Source organism: Acidiferrobacterales bacterium (assembly GCA_028820695.1).
Lineage (GTDB): Bacteria > Pseudomonadota > Gammaproteobacteria > Arenicellales > JAJDZL01 > JAJDZL01.
Genome location: JAPPIB010000041.1, coordinates 18,672 through 39,464 on the forward strand (window position 1 = coordinate 18,672; position 20,793 = coordinate 39,464).

The window sequence follows — 20,793 nt, forward strand, 5'->3', positions numbered from 1 at the left end:
CGAGCCTGTCGCCGGGTTGCGCACAACGTTGTGAAATCCGGGACAAGCGCGCCGATGGCACGCCGCGACACCACGGACGCACGCACTGTGCAATCCACCCGCCCTTGTTTGGGAACGATTCATCTCGGTTTTGTCATTGCAGTCCATAAACGGTAACCGTTGCTGACGTGTTACAGTAAAATTCTCTGCCAATGGGTTTCTGGAGGACTTGGATCGTGACGATATATGATGAGAACCTGGACAAGAATCAAGCGAATTTCCACCCGCTCACGCCCTTGAGTTTCTTGCACAGGTCAGCTCGCGTCTTTCCCGACAAGGCGGCAGTCATTCATGGTGAACTGACCATCCCGTATCGTGAACTGTACACCAGGTGCAGGCGTTTGGCCAGCGCACTGAACAGGCGAGGAATCGGAGTTGGTGACACTGTTGCCGTCATGTGCCCCAATACACCGGCCATGCTTGAACTGCATTACGGCGTGCCGATGTGCGGTGCGGTACTCAATGCGCTGAATTACCGACTCGACCCCGCAACAATCGCGTTCATACTCGAGCATGGTGAGGCCAAGATATTGTTCACCGACCTCGAATTTTCAGACACCATAAGGGAGGCGCTGAAACTTTACGGCTCCGAGATCACCGTGATTGATATCGATGACACTCTCGGTGAGGGCGGCGAGTTTCTCGGGGAAACGGAATACGAATCACTGCTCGAGGAAGGAGACCCTGAATTTCAGTGGCTTGTGCCGGACGATGAGTGGCAGGCGATCTGTCTCAACTACACTTCAGGTACCACCGGGAATCCAAAAGGCGTGGTGTTTCACCACCGAGGCGCCTACATCAACGCGCTGGGGAATTCACTGGTGTTCCAACTCGACAGCTCAAGCATCTACTTGTGGACGCTGCCGATGTTCCACTGCAACGGCTGGACATTCACCTGGGGTGTAACCGCGGTTGCAGGGACTCACGTGTGTCTGCGCAAGGTTGATCCACAGTTCATATTCCCATCCATCCGGGACAATCAAGTCACACATATGTGCGGCGCACCGATCGTACTGAACATGTTGGTACACGCGCCTTCGGAACTGAAGGTTCGATTCGAGCAAACCGTGGAAGTCGCAACCGGTGGGGCCGCGCCGCCCAGCCAGGTTATCACTGAAATGGAGAAAATGGGATTTCGGGTGACCCATCTTTACGGATTGACTGAAACCTATGGTCCGGCCACCGTCTGTGCGTGGCAGCCTGAGTGGGATGGTCACGAACCCGGACGGCGCGCGCGGTTGATGGCGCGCCAGGGTGTCCACTATCCGACCCTGGAAGACGTGGCCGTAATTGACCCGCAGACCATGCAAGCCGTCCCGCATGATGGTGAGACGATGGGCGAACTGATGGTACGCGGCAATACAGTCATGCGAGGATACCTGAAGAATCCACAGGCATCACAGGAGGCTTTCGCCGGCGGGTGGTATCACACCGGAGATCTGGGCGTGACACATGAAGACGGATATATCGAGGTGCGGGACCGCTCCAAGGATATCATCATATCGGGCGGCGAGAACATCTCAAGTCTGGAAGTGGAGGATGTACTTTATCGGCATCCCGGAATCATGGAAGCGGCGGTTGTGGCGAAACCTGATGAAAAGTGGGGCGAAACCCCCTGCGCGTTTGTGACCCCGGCACCCGGCCACGAAGAACAGCTGACAACAGACGATGTGATCTCCTGGTGCCGGGAAAACATGGCGCGCTACAAGGTGCCAAGTTCAGTCGTATTCGGACCGCTGCCGAAAACTTCGACTGGCAAGATCCAGAAGTTCGTGCTGCGTGACAAGGTCAATTCTCCTTAAGCCATGATACCGACCGCTTGCCGATCGTCCAGACAAAGGGTCCAGATCACCGGACCGTTATTGCAGGTGCCTGGTTGAATGCGGGCATTTCTCTTTCTATTTCCGGGGCAAGGCGCACAATACGTAGGAATCGGCAAGGATCTGATTGCCGAATTTCCGCTCGCGGCACAAATCTATGATCAGGCCAGTTCGATCCTGGGTTACGACATGATCGCGCTGTGCAACGACGAGACCGGCGACGATATCAATCTGACCAGATACACGCAACCGGTGTTGCTCACCCATTCACATGCCTGCATGCAGGTGTTCTTGCACCAAACCAGCCAAAAATACAGGCCCGGATTTGCCTGCGGTCACAGTTTGGGTGAATATGGCGCCCTGATTGCGGCACAGGCTTTGGAATTTGAGTCAGCCCTGAAGTTGGTGTCGGCTCGCGGAGCATGCATGGGTCAGCACGGAGGTGGTGAGATGCTGGCACTTGCGCTGTCTGAGAATCAGTTGACTCCCTTGATTGAATCTGGTCGCTGCGAGATTGCAGCCTGTAATCTGCCGGAACAGACCGTGGTCGGCGGTATGCCTGAAGAGCTTGATCAGCTTGCGCTGCGGATCGAGGAGGCGTTTCCCGGCAAACCCTCAACCCGCCTGAAAACGGAAGGGGCATTTCATACTTCGCATATGTTTCCGGCGGCGCAGGAGTTCCAGAGCCATTTGGATGATGCAGACATCAGGACTCCGACGATTCCTGTCGCGTCGAATGTGACCGGAGGATTCCATGATTCGCAGGCCGAAGCGATCAAACGCAATCTTTATCTGCAGCTTTTCAAACCCGTCCGATGGCACCGCAATCTTATGACGATCGCCGAGTCGGGCATTGATGCCGTCATTGAGTTCGGTGGCGGTCTCGGCGGTGGCAATGATCCTGCGGACAAACGACCGAATCTTGCCGGAACAGTGATGCGCTCGTATCGCGGACTCTCACCGCGGCCTGCGTATCATTCAGTCATCAATCTGAAGACGTTGCACGATACGATCGGTAAATTGGAAACGGCCTGAATGGCGACCGCCGGCTTCATTTGCGGTTGGACACACGTCAGGGCCGGTCAGACCTGCTCGATTTCGACCAGAGTCCCGCAAAAATCTTTCGGGTGCAGAAAAAGTACTGGTTTGCCGTGGGCTCCGATTCTGGGCTTGCCGTCTCCCAGCACGCGCATGCCTTGCCTGACCAGCTGGTCTCTGGCATCAACAATGTCTTCAACCTCGTAGCACAGATGATGGATGCCGCCCGCTGAATTTCTTTCGAGAAATCTCGCGATCGGTGAACTCTCACCCAAAGGCTCCAGCAACTCGATCTTGGTATTGGGCAGGTTCACAAATACCGTCGTGACACCGTGCTCGGGCAACGGCAACGGTTCGGAAACATCCGCACCTAAAACTTCATCGTAGACTTTTGCCGCCTGCTCCAGGTCATGCACTGCGATCGCGATGTGATTGAGTCTGCCGATCACTGTTCCTCTCCGAATTCGACGATCGGTTGATCCGATGCCAGACTGTCACCGATTTCCGCCATGACCCTGACGACGACTCCGTCGCGTTCTGCGCGCAGGGTGTTCTCCATTTTCATCGCCTCAACTACAGCTACGGGTTCGCCCTTCTTGACCGACTGCCCGACCTCGACCGCGAATTCAACCAGCAATCCAGGCATAGGTGACTTCAGGTAGGGCGAGACTTGCGCACTGTCTTTCTGGATCATATGCTGGTCGTATTGTGCAGCCGCAGGTGTCAACACCCGAAACACGGAGCGGTGACCGAAGTGATTGATCTGATACTCGATTCCCTTGCGCGCAACCTGTACACAGGATCTGCGGCCGTTCAGTGTGAAATAGAAATGACTGCGCATGGGGCGCCAGTCGTGATGAAACTCCCAACTGCCACCGTCGCCATCGGTGAGCCGGTGACCTGATTCGAGCTCCTCAATCGTGAAGTTGAACGCATTGCCAGATGTCGTCACGATCCAGTCGGTTGCCGCCGTCCAGTTGACGGTGTTCAACTGCCCGCCGAGCGTTGCCGAACGCAACTCATCACAATAGTGCATGATGTTCGCGATCATTGCTGCCACGATGACGCTGTCGCTGTCCGCGGACTCGCAGTCATAGCCTTCCGGAAATCGCTGCTCAATCATTGTGGTGGTCATGTCGCCTTGAAGCACCGCATCGTCCCGCACAAGTCTTTGCAGAAATGGCAGGTTGCTTATGACTCCGGTGATCTGATATTCATCCAACGCACTGGCCATCAGATCGAAAGCCTCGGTTCTCGTATCCGCATGCGTGACCAGTTTTGCAATCATCGGATCGTAGTAGACTGATACCTCACCACCTTCCACCACGCCCGTATCCACACGCACGGTTTTGGATTGCGCGGGAGGACGACAGCGGATCAGCCGACCCGTTGACGGCAGGAAGTTTCGGGCCGGGTCTTCTGCATAGATTCGTGATTCGACCGCCCAGCCTGTTGTCTTGATGTCGCTTTGGGTGAATCCAAGTTCTTCCCCGGCCGCCACCCGGATCATGCATTCGACCAGATCGATTCCGGTTACAGACTCGGTGACCGGATGCTCGACCTGCAAGCGGGTGTTCATTTCCAGGAAATAAAAGTTCTGATCAGGATCGACGACAAACTCCACAGTCCCCGCCGACACATAATTCACTGCTTGCGCCAGCGCCACTGCCTGACTGGTGATATCGCGTCTTGCATGGTCATTCAGAAATGGCGATGGCGCTTCCTCGATTACTTTCTGATGCCGACGCTGCAACGAACACTCCCGCTCGCCCAGGTGTAACACATGGCCCGGCTGATCGGCGATGATCTGAACTTCGATATGTCTCGGGTTCTCGATGAACTTTTCGACAAACACCCGATCATCGCCGAAGTGGGTTTTCGCCTCGCTTTGGGAACGCACAAATCCTTCCCGACACTCGTCATCGCTGAAAGCGAGCCGCATGCCTTTCCCGCCACCGGCCGAGGTTGGTTTGAGCATGACCGGATAGCCGATCTGCCGGGCCAGCTCAACTGCGTGCGCCGGACTGTCAATAATATCGTCGAATCCTGGAATGGTATTGACGCCGGCCTGGCGTGCGATCAGCTTGGACTCGATTTTATCGCTCATGACGCGGATTGCATCTGCGCCAGGTCCGATAAAGGTGATACCCGCCTCATTCAATCGATGCGGAAAATTCGGGTCTTCCGACAAAAAGCCGTATCCCGGATGGACGGCCTGTGCTCCACTTTGTTGACAGGCATCGATAATGGCATCGATATTCAGGTAACTTTGCGCAGCCGGCGCAGGTCCGATTCGGATGGCCTCATCAGCAGTTTCCACGTGCAGTGCGCCGCGGTCTGGATCTGAATACACTGCGACAGTATCGATTCCGAGTCGCTTTGCAGTGCGCATCACCCGACAGGCGATTTCACCTCGATTTGCAATAAGGATTTTCTGGAACATGGGCTGGCACGGACCTGGCTACAGCGGGATATTGCCGTGCTTTCGCCAGGGATTTTCCAAATTCTTGTTTCTGAGCATTTCCAGAGATTGGCATATCCGTGTGCGCGTTCGCCTGGGCAGAATCACGTTGTCGACAAAACCGCGGCTGGCGGCAATGAACGGGTTAGCGAATTTCGCTTGGTATTCGTCGACCCTTGACGCGATCTTCTCCTCGTCATTCATTTCACTTCGAAAGATGATCTCAACCGCGCCCTTGCTTCCCATCACCGCAATTTCAGCGCTCGGCCAGGCGAAATTGACGTCACCGCGCAGATGTTTGGAACTCATGACATCGTACGCGCCGCCATAGGCCTTTCGTGTGATGATTGTCACTTTCGGTATGGTCGCCTCAGCATAGGCATAGAGCAGTTTCGCGCCGTGCTTGATGATGCCGCCGTGTTCCTGGGCTGAACCCGGCATAAATCCCGGGACATCGACCAAGGTGACCACCGGGATGCCGAAGGCATCACAGAAGCGAACAAATCGGGCGGCCTTGATCGAAGACAGTATGTCCAGACAGCCGGCCAGGACGAGAGGTTGATTGGCGACGATGCCCACCGTTGAGCCTTCCATACGGGCGAATCCAATCACGATGTTCTTCGCGTGGTCCGGCTTGAGTTCGAAAAAGTCCTCGTCATCGACAATTTTCAGGATCAGTTCGGTGACATCGTAAGGCTGATTGGGATCATCGGGCACCAACGTGTCCAATGAAGGCTCCTCCCGGTATCGGTCGTCGTCGGTGACGCGTGCAGGAACTCCACTTCGGTTGCTGGCCGGAAGAAAATCAAGGAACCGGCGCAGAATCAGACAGGCTTCGATGTCATTACTGAACGCGCCATCCGCAACGCCTGACTGTTCAGTGTGAGCGGCGGACCCACCGAGCTGTTCGGCCGAAATGTCTTCATGTGTGACAGTACGGGCGACATCGGGACCGGTGACGAACATGTAGGAACTGTCACGCACCATGAAAATGAAATCGGTGATTGCCGGTGAGTAGACAGCCCCGCCGGCACATGGCCCCATGATCAGTGAAATTTGCGGAATGACACCGGATGCCATGACATTGCGCTGGAAGATATCACCATACCCGCCGAGCGAGGCGACTCCCTCCTGAATTCGTGCGCCGCCAGAATCGTTGATCCCGATCACGGGCGCGCCGACTTTCATTGCCTGATCCATCACCTTGCCGATTTTCTCAGCATGCGCTTCCGACAAAGAACCGCCATATACGGTGAAATCCTGGCTGAACACAAATACAAGACGTCCGTGAATGGTACCGAATCCGGTTACGACGCCATCGCCGGGAATCTTGGAATCTGCCATTCCGAAGTCCGGGCACCGATGCTCAACAAACATATCCCATTCCTGGAAACTGTCCTTGTCCAGCAGAAGATCAATGCGTTCCCGTGCAGTCAGTCGTCCTTTCGCATGCTGTGCCTCAATGCGTTTGGGACCGCCGCCGAGTTGCGCCGCCTGGCGTTTTTGTTCCAATTGGTTGATGATGTCCTGCATACTTGCTGCCTGTCAGATCATATGCTGACTGACTCGGTCATCGACTTAAGATTGCTTTCGATCATCCCGAGCACATCAGGAATGGTACCCAGAATCCGGGTTCCGGGCCCGTAAACCGCGGCCACGCCTGCGTCTTTCAGAAAACAAACGTCTTTCGGTGGTACCACACCACCACAGATTACGACAACGTTGTCCGCACCTTCGCTCCTGAGTCCTTCAATGATCTTGGGAACCAGAGTCTTGTGTCCACCGGCCTGGGTCGATATGCCGACCAGGTGGACATCATTGTCGACGGCTTGTCGGACAATTTCCGCAGGCGTCTGGAACAATGCCCCGATGTCGACCTCGAATCCGAAATCTGCATACGCGGTCGCGATGACCTTGGCACCGCGATCGTGCCCGTCCTGACCGACTTTGGCGATCAGCGCCCGCGGCCGTCGTCGATGCACCTTGGTAAAGGCATCGACCTTACGGCGGATTTCATTCACCTCGTCCGATTCGCTGATCTCTGTGCGATATACCCCGGCGATCGCCTGTGGGATGGCACGGTGCTGGCCATAGACGTCTCGCAACGTCTGTGTAATCTCACCGACCGAGGCGCGCTGGCGTGCGGCCGCCACCGAATGATGCAGCAGTCCCCACTCGCCCGCCTGGGCACACTCCCTGAGCTTGTCGAGAGCGGCACGGCAGCGTTTCTCATCGCGCTGTGCACGCACTCGGTTGAGCCGGTCGATCTGCGATTCGCGAACCGCCCGATTGTCGACCTCCAGCACATCGACCTCGTCTTTGGAATCGGCAACAAACCGGTTCACGCCGACAATCACGTCCTCTGAAGAATCAAGACGCGCCTGACGTCGGGCGGCGGATTCTTCAATTCTTCTTTTCGGCATGCCGAGTTCAACTGCCTTGGTCATGCCTCCGCAGGCCTCGACCTCGTCAATCAATTTGCGTGCTTCGCGGATCATTGATGCGGTGAGACTCTCAACATAGTAGGATCCGGCCAGCGGATCGACGACGTTGGTGATTCCTGATTCCTCGCGCAGTATGAGCTGGGTATTTCGCGCAATGGAAGCGGAAAACTCACTCGGCAGGGCCAGCGCCTCATCGAACGAATTGGTATGCAAGGACTGCGTTCCGCCGAGGACGGCTGCCAGCGCCTCAACCGTTGTGCGAACGATATTGTTATAGGGTGACTGGCTGGTCAGGCTGACTCCGGATGTCTGACAGTGGGTTCTCAGCATCATCGACTCAGGCTTGGCGGGGGAGAACTGCGTCTGCATCAGTTGTGCCCAAAGGTATCTCGCAGCCCGCAGTTTTGCGACTTCCATGAACAGGTTCATGCCGATGCAGAAGAAAAATGACAGACGCGGGGCGAATTCGTCTACTGCCATGCCCGTCGAAAGGGCGGCGCGTACATATTCGATTCCGTCCGCGATGGTGTAAGCGAGTTCCTGCACGCAGGTGGCACCGGCTTCCTGCATGTGATATCCCGAAATCGAGATTGGATTGAATCGGGGCATTTCATCTGTCGTGTATCGAATGATGTCGGCGACGATACGCATGGACTGCTCGGGCGGGTAGATGTAGGTATTTCGAACCATGAATTCCTTGAGAATGTCATTTTGCAACGTCCCCGACAATTGAGACTGAGACACGCCCTGTTCCTCACCGGTGACGATGAACGTTGCGAGGATCGGCAACACCGCGCCATTCATGGTCATCGACACCGAAATGCGTTCGAGTGGAATCCGGTCGAACAGAATTTTCATATCCTCGACGCTGTCAATGGCGACACCGGCCTTGCCGACGTCCCCGACCACCCGTTCATGATCGGAGTCATAACCGCGATGGGTGGGCAGATCAAAGGCGACTGACAGCCCGGTCTGTCCGGCCTTGAGGTTATCGCGAAAAAAACGATTCGACTCTTCTGCAGTGGAAAATCCTGCGTACTGGCGCACTGTCCACGGCCGGCCGGCATACATGGTCGCGCGCGGCCCTCTCACGTACGGTGGCAGACCCGGCAACGTCGCCATATGTTCGAGATCCGCCAGATCCTGGTCGGTATAGATCGGCTTGACTTCAATACCTTCCAGAGTCTGCGACTTCAGTTGACTTGGATCGCGATCTTTCAACTCGCGACGGGCGGTCCGGTTCCAATCTTCCAGTGAGTGTTGCTTGAAAGTCACTGTGCCTTGCGCTCCCGCGACATCTGTGAAGTCAGGATTCGGGTCGGGTCACGCTTTGGGGTAACCGACAGATTGCAATGATTCGGTGATCTCATCAAGAATGACCGGGTCGTCGATTGTTGCCGGCATCTGCCAGGATTCGCCGTCGGCAATTTTCTGCATGGTTCCGCGCAGGATCTTTCCGGAGCGAGTCTTGGGCAGCCGCAAAACCACCAATGCTTCCTTGAACGCCGCCACCGGTCCGATTTCGTTGCGTACCAGCTGGACGCACTCCCGGACAATATCACCATGGTCTCGCGCACAGCCGGCATTGAGCACCAGAAATCCCAGTGGCAACTGGCCCTTGAGCGCATCGGCCACCCCCGTCACCGCGCATTCCGCCACATCCGGGTGTGAGGTGAGCACCTCTTCCATGGCACCTGTTGAAAGCCGATGTCCGGCGACATTGATGATGTCATCGGTCCGGGACATCACGTATACGTAGCCGTCCTCGTCGATGTAGCCGGCGTCTGCAGTCTTGTAGTAACCTGGGAAGTCGGCGAGATAGGCGTCAAAAAAGCGTTGTTTGGCATGCCATAAGGTTGGAAAGCTTCCAGGTGGCAGCGGCAGCTTGACAACGAGTGAGCCGATTTCGCCTGCGGCCACTTCCTGATTGGCGTCGTCAACGGCCTTCAGGTCCCAGCCTGGAACCGGCACAGAGGGTGAGCCCTCCTTCACCGGCAATTGCTCGATACCGACACAGTTGGCGCAGATCGCCCAACCCGTTTCGGTCTGCCACCAGTGATCGATGACTGGAACCTGAAGCTTGTTCTGCGCCCAGCGCAGCGTGTCCGGATCGGTTCGCTCACCGGCCAGAAACAGCGTCCTAAAATGGGACATGTCGTATTTTTCGAGATGGGTTCCGTTGGGATCCTCTTTCTTGATCGCCCTGAACGCAGTCGGAGCGGTAAACAGCGCGGATACCTTGTGTTGTGAGATGACGCGCCAGAAAGCGCCTGGATCCGGTGTGCCCACAGGTTTGCCTTCATACAGGATGGCGGTATTGCCGGCAAAAAGCGGAGCATAGACGATATAGGAGTGCCCGACGACCCAGCCCACATCCGAGGCGGCCCAGAACACCTCACCCGGTTCCACTCCATAGATATTTTTCATTGACCATTTGAGCGAGACGATGTGGCCGCCGTTGTCGCGTACCACACCTTTGGGCTGACCCGTGGTGCCGGAGGTATAGATGATGTAGAGCGGATCGGTTGCCATGACGGGTACGCAGTCGACCGGGCTTGCGCGAGTCATCACATCATTCCAGTCGTGGTCGCGTCCCTCAATCATTCGGGCTTCAGCCTGGGGTCGTTGCAGAACAATGCAGGCAGCGGGTTTATGGGAAGACAGTTCGACTGCCTTGTCGACCAGCGGCTTGTACTCGACAACCCGTCCGGGTTCGAGACCGCATGAGGCAGTGATGATTGCAACCGGCTTGGCGTCGTCAATGCGCACGGCGAGTTCATTGGAGGCAAATCCACCGAAGACGACAGAATGGACCGCACCGATACGCGCGCAGGCCAGCATTGCCATCGCAGCTTCGGGTACCATCGGCATATAGATGACGACACGGGAACCCTTCTCGACTCCCAGTTGCCTGAGCACACCGGCCAGCCGAGCAGTTTTGTCGAGCATTTCCTGATAGGTGAGGTGACGGATTTCTCCGGTCATCGCAGAGTCATAGATGATTGCGTCCTGATTGCCCCGCCCCTCGTTCACATGCAGGTCCAGTGCGTTGTAGCAGGTATTCACCTGGGCACCGGTAAACCAGCGGTAATACGGTCGGTCCGAGTCATCTAGAACCTTGTCCCAGGTTTTGTACCAGTGCACGTCATTCGCGATTTCACCCCAGAATTCATTGGGTGCCGCGAGCGAACGCGCAAATTCCTGTCGGTATCTGCTCATGCGATCATTCCGGTTCCTGTTTGGTCTGCCCGAAAGTTCCGGCGTTCGAAAATCCGTGAAACTCCACAATTATCTCCAATAAAATAGCGTAGAAACCGAATAACTGTCAAACTTTGTCTGACACATATTCCGATATTCTTCGATCAATCAGGACAAGGAGCACCATACGAATGGCTTACGAGCACATTATTACTGAAACGCGCGGAAAAGTTGGATTAATTACATTGAATCGCCCCAAGGTGCTGAACGCGCTGTCTTCTGAGGTCATGGACGAGCTGGGCGCCGCGCTCGATGCCTATGAAGCGGATTCGGACATCGGCGCCGTTGTCATAACGGGCAATGAGAAGGCATTTGCCGCCGGGGCTGATATCAGCCAGATGAAAGATAATACGTTCGCGGATGCCTATATGGGCAACTTCATCAGTCGCAACTGGGAGCGGGTCACCGAATGCCGCAAGCCCGTTGTCGCTGCCGTTGCAGGCTATGCACTCGGCGGCGGATGTGAGTTGGCGATGATGTGTGACTTTATCGTTGCCGGAGACAACGCGCAGTTCGGCCAGCCGGAAATTCTATTGGGAATCATTCCGGGCGCCGGAGGAACCCAGCGCCTGACCCGGGCGGTTGGAAAGTCCAAGGCAATGGACATGTGTCTGACAGGTCGCCGGATGGATGCCGAGGAAGCGGAGCGTTCCGGTTTGGTCTCACGCGTGTTTCCGGCCGATGAATTGGTTGACAGGGCGGTGGAGATCGCACAGGAAATCGCCCAGTTTTCGCAGGTGGCGGCAAGCATGGTAACAGAGACTGTTGATCGCGCCTATGAGCTGACCCTCAGTGAAGGGATTCTCTTTGAGCGACGGGCATTCCATTCGATGTTTTCCACCAATGACCAGAAAGAGGGCATGGCCGCGTTTGTCGAGAAGCGAAAGCCGACCTGGCACAATAGCTGACCCCGTACCGGTCACGACAGAAACCGCCCACCACCGGCGATCCGGTGCGGACATTCGGCGACTCTCAGATGGCAGGCAGCCACCGCCCTGAACGTGATCCGAATCGATTTCCGATCGGCACAAACGGTGCAGTGAAGGGTTTTTGACAGCAATTCGACTGGATGGGGCGACGAAGCCGCCGCAGCCAACCGGGAATTCGCGAGATGATTGGCGGATCAGGCCCAGGAAGCCCTGATCGGCACCCTCATGCTGCCGATGCTCTCGATCACGCACTCCAAAATATCGCCAGCTGAAACCGGCCCGACCCCTTCCGGTGTCCCCGACATGATTACGTCGCCCGGATAAAGCGTATAAAAGGACGACGCAAACGAGATCAGCTTGCGGGTCGAATAGATCATATGGCTGGTGTTGGATTGCTGCTTGGTCTTTCCATTGACGGAAAGCGAGATTTCGAGATTGTCCGGATTCGTGATTTCGTTTGTAGTCACGATCCAGGGTCCAAGTACGGAGTGTGAATCGATGGCCTTGCGCAGGCTGCGGTCCTCAGTTCCGCGGACCGTCATGTCAAGTCCGATCGTATAACCGGCGACATAGTCCAGCGCGTCTTCCTCAATGACGTTTCGACAGGTCTCACCGATGACGATGGCGAGTTCGACCTCGTGATCGGTGCGACGGGCCTCAAACCCAAGCCTTACGCCTTCGTCCGGACCGACCGGAACCGGAGACTTCAGAAAAAGTCCGTAGGTCTCAATGTCCTTCACTCCGCCGGAAGGGCTGATTTCCTTGTCCGCATTGACCTCTTTCTGATGCAGGCGGTAGTTGACCGGCGCCCCGATGATTTTCGATGGTCGCGCGACCGGGCTGTTCAGGGTGATATCGCGCAGCGAAAGCGTTTCGGCAGTTCTGCGTAACTTGTGAAATTCCCCGGTCAGGTTTGCAAGGTTTGCAATGATCAGGTCACCGGGCGGTTGCGGCCAGGTTGGCGTTTTGATTGAATTGAGCGCCACACTGACGTCCTGGACATTGCGGCCTTCCACCACCCCGATGTGATTTTCGTTGAATCGACAGATTTTCATAGGCGTCCCATACGATGCATCTCATTCAATTCGATGACATCGTTTCCGATTAGTTTAACTCACAATTCGAACTGGTTATGAAGTTTCTGTTGGCAACCGGGAATTCAGCGCGAGAGATCGCAGGGCGACAATCGGTCGCCACCCGCTTCATTCGGTCAGTAGCTGACTATGCAGTAGATTCCAAACCTCAAAAAAATTTGACAGAACGTTCGAATGTGATATAAACAGTGCCATAAATTACCTTTTTGTGCCATTTAGTGCCTAAAATATCCTAAGTGAAAAGGAATAGAAAAATCATGCAGTATCGCAAGAAAGTGCGCAGTTGCCGCAATTCATTCGGTCGGTCCGGCCCTGGGTGATTTGATGTATTCCGATTTTTCAGGCTTCAAGGAAGTGACTGTTGACGGCAAGGGCAGAGTTGTCATTCCAAAGATATTTCACGAAGGTATCCTCGGGGAGAGCGGTTCTTCCGTATGCGTTTCGATGGACGTCCGACAGCAGTGCATCGTGATTGTGACCAAAGCGCGATGGGAGCGCCAACGAGAGGAGCTGACCTCCAACAAGTCCGTCAACGAGCAGATCAAGCGATTCAAGTTGGGGACGCACGAAATGGTCGATATGGACACAACCGGACGGATACTCATACCGAAGGCGTTTCGCAAGATGGCGGGCATAGAGCGGGAAGGCTTGATTTCCGGAGTTGGAACCAGACTCGAATTGTGGGACATGAATGTGTTTATCAGCTACTACGCCACAGTTCGTGAACAATCGAACAATCAGGGCAATATCGAATCAGAGCAACGTATGTCCGCGAGCGAGACAATCGAGAATTTGAACCTATAGATTATATAGCAGCCAGCATGAACGTGAATCAAAGCGGCATTGCACGTCGGGACCATGTGCCGGTACTTCTGCCACAGGTGATTGATGCACTTTCGGTGAGCCTGAACCGGGATGGCATTTTCGTCGACGCGACCTACGGAAGAGGCGGTCACAGTGAGGCCATCCTGGACTTGCTGAACGACACGGGCAGGCTGTTTGTTCTTGACCGTGACCCGTCCGCAGTTGACGAGGCGAGACGAAAACATCAGCGTGACAATCGGGTCACAGTCATTCATGCCAATTTCTCAGAGATCTCGACTGAGCTTCGAAACCTGCTGCCGCAGATCAAGGTTGACGGAATTCTTGCGGATCTCGGTGTTTCCTCACCGCAGCTGGATGAGTCTCATCGAGGATTCAGTTTCTCAAAAGACGGTCCGCTGGATCTTCGCATGAATCAGACCGATGGTGTTTCCGCATCCGTCTGGCTGAGCACGGTCTCCGAACGGGAATTGTCCCATGTCCTGAAGTCTCTGGGCGATGAGCGGTTCGCACGGCGAATTGCCCGCAAGATCATTGAGTCGCGTCAGGCGCATCCCATCCGATCGACCGGCCAGCTTTCGAAGCTTGTCGCAGATTGTGTTCCGGCGACGGAGCCCCACAAGCATCCGGCCACCCGGACTTTTCTGGCAATCCGAATGCATATCAACCGGGAATTGGAGGAATTGGAGAGTTTTCTGCCGAAATGCCTGCAGCTGCTCCGACAGGGCGGGCGGCTGGTATTGATCAGTTTCCAGTCTGCTGAGCACCGGATCATCAAGCGATTTCTCAAACAACAGTCCATCGGCTCGCCGGGACCGCGGGAGATTCCCTTTCGTCAAAGCGAGTTCAGGCCAACAGTCAAGGTGATCGGCAAGCCGATCGGCACCGATCGCGACGAAGTCAGGATCAATCGCCGGGCGCGCAGCGCAGTGATGCGCGTGGCGGAACGAATCGGGGTGTGAATCACAATGCGATTGCTCAAGAATCTACTCATCGGTATCTGTCTGGCATCTGCGATTGCGGTCATCTGGGTGCGGCACGAGAACCGGGTGCAGATTATCGAACTGCAGGACATCTATGAGCAGCGCGATAGTCTCAACATCGAGTGGCAGAAACTGAAGATCGAACTGGCCGCCATGGGCCGTCACGATCAACTGGCCAATTCCGCCGGTGCGGGTCTCGGCATGTCTCCGGCGCAGGAGCACTCGGTCATCTTCCTGAATCCCCAGGCGCAGTCTGTGGATGATTGAGATTTGCACCAATGAAAGAAAGACGCCAACTCGTATCGAACCGCGACCTGATCCTGCTCGCGCTGATCATGCTGGGATTTGTCCTGCTGGCTGCCCGTGCCGCCCATCTTCAGGTATTCTTCTCGGCCGACCTGCAGGCGGCTGGCAGTGAGCGGTATGCCCGCAACGAACTGATCAACCCCAATCGCGGCGTGATTACCGACCGCCGCGGAGAAACCCTTGCGCTCAGTACCGCGGTTGACTCGGCATGGGCGGACCCCGGAATACTGGTCAGACACCCCGAACGGCTGGATGAGTTGGCTGCGGCCCTCGATCTGCCCGACTCCGCGCTGAAGAATAATCTGGAGCGCTACGCGGGACAGAACCGGCAGTTCATGTACCTCCGGCGACATCTGACGTCCCAGCGATCCAGCCAGCTCAGCGAACTGAATGTTCCCGGAGTCTCGCTGAAGCGGGAATATCGACGATTCTACCCGCACGGCCCGATTACCGCGTCTCTGCTGGGGGTCACGGATATTGATGATCAGGGTATCGAGGGAATCGAATTTACCCGGGATGCCCAACTCAAGGGCAAACCAGGCACGAAGAAGGTGATCAAGGACAGACGTGGACGGACTGTGGAATTCCTGCATGAGACTCGTGTAGAGGACGGAATAGATCTTCGTCTGAGCATAGATGCAAGAATTCAGCAATTGGTCTACAAAGAGCTACTGGCGGTGCTCACCAAAGAACGCGCGGCGCATGCTACCAGCGTCGTCGTTCACATCCCCACCGGTGAAATCCTGGCAATCGCGACTGCCCCGAGTTTCAATCCAAACCTGAACAGCGACTGGACAGTGAAACGCAATCAGGCAGCCAGCGACGTATTTGAGCCGGGGAGCATCGCCAAACCCTTTTTGGTGGCAAAAGCGCTGATGCAGGGAATCGTCACACCGAAGACTGTGATTGACACGTCGCCGGGATTCATGCACATCGACGGTTATATGGTCGAGGATATCAGGAACTACGGTCCGCTGTCGGTTGAGGACATCCTGAAGAAGTCGAGCAACATCGGGATGATCAAGATGGCATTGCAACTGGACCCGAATGAGTTGACGAAATTCTACCGCAACGTTGGATTCGGCACACGTACCGCAAGCGGACTGCCGGGAGATGTGGCGGGTCTGGTGCCGACGCGGAACCGTTGGAGCGTGAGCGAGCAGGCGACACTGTCCTATGGATATGGATTCGCGGTCAACGCATTGCAGATCGTACAGGCATATGCCGCAATCGCCAATGAGGGCGTCCTGGTTCCGATCGTTATTTTTCCGGATGATGAAAGGACACAACCCCGCCGGGTCATGCCGCAGGACATCGCAGTCGAAATGAAACGGATGCTTGAACGGGCCGTGACACCTACCGGAACCGCGCGGCGCGCCAAGATACCGCTTTATCGGGTGGCCGGCAAAACTGCGACAGTCCAGAAGTTGATTGATGGTGAGTACAGCAGTGAACAGCATATAGCGATGTTCGTCGGATTTGCGCCGGCATCAAAGCCGGAATTGGCGGCCGTGGTGATCGTTGATGATCCGAAAGGCAAGATCAATTACGGAGGCGTGGTCGCGGCGCCGGTGTTTCGAAAGATTGTCTCATCCGCCCTGCGGATTCTCAATGTATCGCCCGATGATCTTGAGACGACTGCAATCGAAGTGGCGACAGTACCGCACAAGGCACGATCATGAACACGGCGTCAGTCAGCGAAACGAACGGAAAACGGCTGAGTTGCCTGCTCGACGGCTTGCTCGACATCAGTCAGGCTGACGATGTTCACATCGACAATCTTTGCCTCGACAGTCGCGATGTGAATTCGGGAAGCCTGTTTTTTGCCGTACCGGGCAGCCGCGAGGATGGACGCAGCCACATCCGGCAGGCACTGCAGTCCGGGGCCGGTGCCGTACTGTATGAAACACAAGGATGGACGTTCGATGGCGCGGATGAGAGTCGCGTACTCGGCGTTACCGATCTTCGCCGTCACATCGGTCCGGTTGCAGATATCTTCTATGACCGGCCGTCCTCGAAGATGCATGTTGTGGGCCTTACCGGCACCAATGGCAAGTCGACCTGTGCAATGCTCACTGCCCAGGCACTGACACGGCTGGGCAGCAGCTGCGGTGTGATCGGCACGCTGGGCTATGGATTCCCGGATGAGCTCGCGCAAAGTTCCCTGACAACACCCGATCCGATATCACTTCAACAGAATCTGGCGACGCTTGTTCACCAGCATGCGCAATATGTGTGTCTGGAAGTCTCATCGCATTCCCTGGATCAGGCAAGGAATGAGGGCGTGCGCTTCGGCACCGTCGTCTTCACCAATCTGACCCGGGATCACCTGGACTATCACCGAACCGAGGAAAACTATCGTGCCAGCAAGTCAAAGCTGTTTACGGAGTCATCAGCCGCGTGTGCGGTGTTGAACATTGATGATGTCTTCGGACGATCACTGGTTGATCGTTCCACCGCTGAACGAAATGTAACTTACGGTTCGGGCGATGCTGAGGTGCGACTTGTGGATTGCCTCGCGGACATCGACGGGGTGTCGCTGGGGATTGGAATCGATGGGCGGACGATCACTGTGCGCAGTCACCTGCTGGGCCGGGTCAATGCCATGAATATCCTGACGGTCGCTGCGGTACTGCACGCACTGCAATTCGATGTCGAGGATATCGAGCGTGGCCTGATGGATCTGAGGCCGATACCTGGTCGCATGGAGCGTTTTGTCGGAACCCCCGGACAGCCGACGGTATTTGTCGACTACGCACACACGCCAGACGGACTGGAAAACGCACTGACAAGCCTGCGCGAGCTGACTCGGGGTCGATTGTGGTGTGTTTTCGGCTGCGGCGGAGACCGCGACGCCGACAAACGACCGATGATGGGAGCAATTGCCGAGCGTTACGCAGATCGGATTGTCGTGACCGATGACAACCCGCGCAACGAAAGTCCCGCGGGCATTGCCGGGCAGATCATGCAGGGGATGCGTTCGAAACACCAGGTCATTCACGAACGAGGCGACGCGATCCGCCACGCCATCGATCAGGCGGAACCACTGGATACGGTATTGATCGCCGGCAAGGGACATGAGACAACGCAAACCTATCGCAACGAGATTCGATCCTTCAGCGATAGGAATTTCGTGAGCCGGCTGATGGGGAGTGAGGCATGATGGATATGCAAGTCGTCGCTCAGGCCGTCAACGGTGTACATGTCGGAGTCAATTCCTGGATTCACGGTGTCAGCACCGACTCGCGAACGATTGCGGATGGCAGCCTTTTTGTCGCTTTGCGAGGGGATAGATTTGACGGCCATGAGTTTGTGCGAGATGCCGTCGATTCAGGTGCGGCCGGGGCAATGGTCGAACAGTCGATGGATGTCACCGTACCTCAAGTGGTGGTCGAGGATACCGAAGTCGCACTCGGTCAGCTGGCCGCCGATTGGCGCGGCAGATTCGATACGCCTGTGATCGCGGTAACCGGATCGAACGGCAAGACAACAGTGAAGGAGCTCATCGGTACCATCCTGGGTGAGGCGTCATCAACGCTCGTTTCTTCGGGGAATTTCAACAATTCGATCGGACTTCCGCTTTCGTTGTTGCGGTTCAGGGAATCTCACAGATTTGCGGTCGTTGAGATCGGAATGAATCAGATCGGCGAGATACGCAACCTGTCGCAAATCGCGCGTCCTGACATTGCGGTAATCACCAACGCCGGCTTCGCGCATCTCGAACACCTCCAGTCGGTTCAGCAGGTTGCGATCGAAAAAGGCAGTCTGATGAGCGCACTCGACAGCGATGGCGTCGCGGTACTCAATCGGGACGATGAATATTTTGCCTACTGGAAAAATGAGGCTGCCGGACGGCGTGTGATCTCGTTCGGACTCAGTGCCGACGCGGACGTCTATGCGCAGTTCAAGCCACTTCAATTCAGTTCTGTTGTGCATCTTGAGACCGAGCTCGGTGTCATTGAGGCGGAACTGAAACTTGCCGGCGCGCATAACGTGATCAATGCGTCGGCCGCGGTTGCCGCCGCGATCGGCGCTGGAGCGGGTTGCGGGGAAATCGCCGCTGGACTCGAAAAGATGCGGGCTGTTTGCGGCCGGTTGCAACTGCGAACACACTGTGCAGGTGGCAGTCTTGTGGACGACACCTACAATGCCAATCCTGATTCAGTTGCGGTTGCATTGAAGGTGCTGGGAGATTTCGCCGGCGACCGACGTCTGGTCATTGGCGATATGTTCGAACTGGGCGCGAATGTGGATGAATTTCATAGGGATATTGGGACACAGGCGCGAGCGGCCGGTGTCGGAAGACTCTATGCGGTCGGGGAATATTGCAGGAATGCGGTACGGGAATTCGGCCGCGGCGCAACCCACTACGAGAATCAACAGGACCTGATCGAGGACCTGATGGGGACTCTGGATTCGACCACGGTCGTTCTGGTCAAGGGCTCGCATGGGATGAGAATGGAGCATGTAGCAAACGCACTGTGTACCGGGGGTGCGACATGCTGACACATTTTTTCCTTTCGATGGCAGGTGAGCATACCTGGTTGAACATCTTTCGCTACGTCACTTTCCGAGGTGTCCTGGCAGTGATGACCGCACTGGCTCTGGGTGTGTTTGTATTCCCTTACACCATTCGGAAACTCACGCAGTATTCGATCGGCGAGGTGACAAGGGATGACGATGTGCCGATGCACTCCGGCAAGGGCGGCACGCCAACGATGGGCGGTGTCATCATCATCCTCTCAGTGTGCATCGCAGTCCTGCTATGGGCGGATCTGAACGTGCGATTTGTGTGGATCGTGCTGATGGGGATGCTTGGATTTGCTGTCATCGGGTTTATCGATGATTGGATCAAGTTGAAAAGTGTCATCAACGGCACCCCGCGCGGCCTCAGTGTTCGCGTCAAGCTGCTGATGCAGATCGTGACTGCGGCTGTTATTGCGCTGGCCCTGTACATGACCGCGACATCGCCGGTGGATACGGCATATATCGTTCCGGTTCTCAAGGACATATCGCTCGATTTCGGTATCTGGTTCATACCGCTGACGATGTTGGTCATCGTCGCGACCAGCAACGCCACCAATCTGACAGATGGCCTGGACGGTCTCGCTATTTTGCCGATCGTCATGGTTGCCGGTGGTTTGGGAGTGTTCAGTTATGCAACCGGTCACTCCGTGTTTTCGCAATACCTTGCGATTCCGTTTATCGAGGGCGCGGGTGAGCTGGCAATTTTTTGTGCATCAATCGTAGGCGGTGGTCTGGCGTTTTTGGCATTCAACTGTCATCCCGCCCAGATTTTCATGGGTGACGTCGGAGCGCTTGCTCTGGGAACTGCCATCGCAGTTGTCGCCGTGGCGGTCCGACAGGAATTGGTGCTGTTCGTGATGGGGGGACTGTTTGTACTGGAAGCTGTATCAGTGATCACACAGGTCATTTCATACAAGCTGTTCGGTCGGCGGATCTGGCTGATGTCACCCCTGCATCATCATCTGGAACTGAAGCAATGGCCCGAGACCCGGATTACTGTCCGGCTTTGGATTGTTTCGTTTGTGCTGGTTCTGAGCGGACTGGCGACATTGAAAATAAGATAAGAGAGGTA

16 protein-coding genes are annotated in these 20,793 nt (G+C 55.8%); 10 read left to right on the plus strand and 6 right to left on the minus strand.

Going from position 1 to position 20,793, the window contains the following annotated elements; all coding sequences use genetic code 11:
- The first annotated feature begins 215 nt into the window (after window positions 1-215).
- Window positions 216-1,841, plus strand: a complete 1,626-nt coding sequence (locus tag OXI60_05540) for an acyl-CoA synthetase (GenBank protein ID MDE0309279.1) — start codon at window positions 216-218, stop codon at window positions 1,839-1,841.
- Between the two features lie 78 nt (window positions 1,842-1,919).
- A complete protein-coding gene (locus OXI60_05545; protein MDE0309280.1) occupies window positions 1,920-2,894 on the plus strand; it encodes an ACP S-malonyltransferase in 975 nt (324 codons plus the stop codon).
- A gap of 47 nt (window positions 2,895-2,941) precedes the next feature.
- Here OXI60_05545 and mce read toward each other — a convergent pair whose 3' ends face one another.
- Genes mce through OXI60_05570 form a run of 5 tightly spaced genes read right to left on the minus strand, consistent with a single transcriptional unit; the run spans window position 2,942 to window position 11,021 of the window.
- On the minus strand, window positions 2,942-3,346 hold the full coding sequence (mce, locus tag OXI60_05550) for a methylmalonyl-CoA epimerase (GenBank protein ID MDE0309281.1): 405 nt from the start codon (window positions 3,344-3,346) through the stop codon (window positions 2,942-2,944).
- Window positions 3,343-5,340: an acetyl/propionyl/methylcrotonyl-CoA carboxylase subunit alpha gene (locus tag OXI60_05555; GenBank protein MDE0309282.1), complete on the minus strand. Its 1,998-nt coding sequence runs from the start codon at window positions 5,338-5,340 to the stop codon at window positions 3,343-3,345. The genes mce and OXI60_05555 overlap by 4 nt, the downstream gene beginning before the upstream one ends.
- 18 nt (window positions 5,341-5,358) lie before the next feature.
- Window positions 5,359-6,891 carry an acyl-CoA carboxylase subunit beta gene (locus OXI60_05560; protein MDE0309283.1) on the minus strand — a complete coding sequence of 511 codons (1,533 nt, stop codon included), beginning with the start codon at window positions 6,889-6,891 and terminating at the stop codon, window positions 5,359-5,361.
- 17 nt (window positions 6,892-6,908) lie between these two features.
- Complete coding sequence (scpA, locus tag OXI60_05565) at window positions 6,909-9,077, minus strand: methylmalonyl-CoA mutase (protein MDE0309284.1); 2,169 nt, start codon at window positions 9,075-9,077, stop codon at window positions 6,909-6,911.
- Window positions 9,078-9,125: 48 nt separating this feature from the next.
- Window positions 9,126-11,021, minus strand: a complete 1,896-nt coding sequence (locus tag OXI60_05570) for a propionyl-CoA synthetase (protein MDE0309285.1) — start codon at window positions 11,019-11,021, stop codon at window positions 9,126-9,128.
- Window positions 11,022-11,191: 170 nt separating this feature from the next.
- Between OXI60_05570 and OXI60_05575 the strand changes: the two genes are divergently transcribed.
- Entirely contained in the window at window positions 11,192-11,968 is a 777-nt protein-coding gene (locus tag OXI60_05575; GenBank protein MDE0309286.1) for an enoyl-CoA hydratase, read from the plus strand.
- Between the two features lie 215 nt (window positions 11,969-12,183).
- Here the strand turns inward: OXI60_05575 and OXI60_05580 are convergent, their stop codons facing one another.
- The gene (locus OXI60_05580; GenBank protein MDE0309287.1) at window positions 12,184-13,044 is read right to left on the minus strand and encodes a fumarylacetoacetate hydrolase family protein; all 861 of its coding nucleotides are present in this window, start codon (window positions 13,042-13,044) and stop codon (window positions 12,184-12,186) included.
- A 363-nt stretch (window positions 13,045-13,407) separates the two neighbouring features.
- Between OXI60_05580 and OXI60_05585 the strand changes: the two genes are divergently transcribed.
- Genes OXI60_05585 through mraY form a run of 7 tightly spaced genes read left to right on the plus strand, consistent with a single transcriptional unit; the run spans window position 13,408 to window position 20,785 of the window.
- Complete coding sequence (locus OXI60_05585) at window positions 13,408-13,887, plus strand: hypothetical protein (GenBank protein ID MDE0309288.1); 480 nt, start codon at window positions 13,408-13,410, stop codon at window positions 13,885-13,887.
- Window positions 13,888-13,904: 17 nt separating this feature from the next.
- The gene (rsmH, locus tag OXI60_05590; GenBank protein MDE0309289.1) at window positions 13,905-14,867 is read left to right on the plus strand and encodes a 16S rRNA (cytosine(1402)-N(4))-methyltransferase RsmH; all 963 of its coding nucleotides are present in this window, start codon (window positions 13,905-13,907) and stop codon (window positions 14,865-14,867) included.
- Window positions 14,868-14,879: 12 nt separating this feature from the next.
- On the plus strand, window positions 14,880-15,155 hold the full coding sequence (gene ftsL, locus OXI60_05595; GenBank protein MDE0309290.1) for a cell division protein FtsL: 276 nt from the start codon (window positions 14,880-14,882) through the stop codon (window positions 15,153-15,155).
- Window positions 15,156-15,166: 11 nt separating this feature from the next.
- Window positions 15,167-16,876 carry a penicillin-binding protein 2 gene (locus tag OXI60_05600; GenBank protein ID MDE0309291.1) on the plus strand — a complete coding sequence of 570 codons (1,710 nt, stop codon included), beginning with the start codon at window positions 15,167-15,169 and terminating at the stop codon, window positions 16,874-16,876.
- A complete protein-coding gene (locus OXI60_05605; GenBank protein ID MDE0309292.1) occupies window positions 16,873-18,357 on the plus strand; it encodes a UDP-N-acetylmuramoyl-L-alanyl-D-glutamate--2,6-diaminopimelate ligase in 1,485 nt (494 codons plus the stop codon). The genes OXI60_05600 and OXI60_05605 overlap by 4 nt, the downstream gene beginning before the upstream one ends.
- A complete protein-coding gene (gene murF / locus OXI60_05610) occupies window positions 18,354-19,700 on the plus strand; it encodes a UDP-N-acetylmuramoyl-tripeptide--D-alanyl-D-alanine ligase (protein MDE0309293.1) in 1,347 nt (448 codons plus the stop codon). Before OXI60_05605 ends, murF begins: the two co-directional genes overlap by 4 nt.
- A complete protein-coding gene (mraY, locus tag OXI60_05615; GenBank protein ID MDE0309294.1) occupies window positions 19,694-20,785 on the plus strand; it encodes a phospho-N-acetylmuramoyl-pentapeptide-transferase in 1,092 nt (363 codons plus the stop codon). Before murF ends, mraY begins: the two co-directional genes overlap by 7 nt.
- Window positions 20,786-20,793 lie beyond the last annotated feature (8 nt).

Bases quoted from the DNA above. Each gene is read 5' to 3' on its own strand.
- OXI60_05600 (MDE0309291.1), top strand. From the start codon at position 15,167: ATGAAAGAAAGACGCCAACTCGTATCGAACCGCGACCTGATCCTGCTC.
- murF (MDE0309293.1), top strand. From the start codon at position 18,354: ATGATGGATATGCAAGTCGTCGCTCAGGCCGTCAACGGTGTACATGTC.
- OXI60_05555 (MDE0309282.1), bottom strand. From the start codon at position 5,340: ATGTTCCAGAAAATCCTTATTGCAAATCGAGGTGAAATCGCCTGTCGG.
- OXI60_05570 (MDE0309285.1), bottom strand. From the start codon at position 11,021: ATGAGCAGATACCGACAGGAATTTGCGCGTTCGCTCGCGGCACCCAAT.
- OXI60_05605 (MDE0309292.1), top strand. From the start codon at position 16,873: ATGAACACGGCGTCAGTCAGCGAAACGAACGGAAAACGGCTGAGTTGC.
- OXI60_05585 (MDE0309288.1), top strand. From the start codon at position 13,408: ATGTATTCCGATTTTTCAGGCTTCAAGGAAGTGACTGTTGACGGCAAG.
- OXI60_05545 (MDE0309280.1), top strand. From the start codon at position 1,920: ATGCGGGCATTTCTCTTTCTATTTCCGGGGCAAGGCGCACAATACGTA.
- OXI60_05560 (MDE0309283.1), bottom strand. From the start codon at position 6,891: ATGCAGGACATCATCAACCAATTGGAACAAAAACGCCAGGCGGCGCAA.
- OXI60_05580 (MDE0309287.1), bottom strand. From the start codon at position 13,044: ATGAAAATCTGTCGATTCAACGAAAATCACATCGGGGTGGTGGAAGGC.
- OXI60_05575 (MDE0309286.1), top strand. From the start codon at position 11,192: ATGGCTTACGAGCACATTATTACTGAAACGCGCGGAAAAGTTGGATTA.
- mraY (MDE0309294.1), top strand. From the start codon at position 19,694: ATGCTGACACATTTTTTCCTTTCGATGGCAGGTGAGCATACCTGGTTG.
- rsmH (MDE0309289.1), top strand. From the start codon at position 13,905: ATGAACGTGAATCAAAGCGGCATTGCACGTCGGGACCATGTGCCGGTA.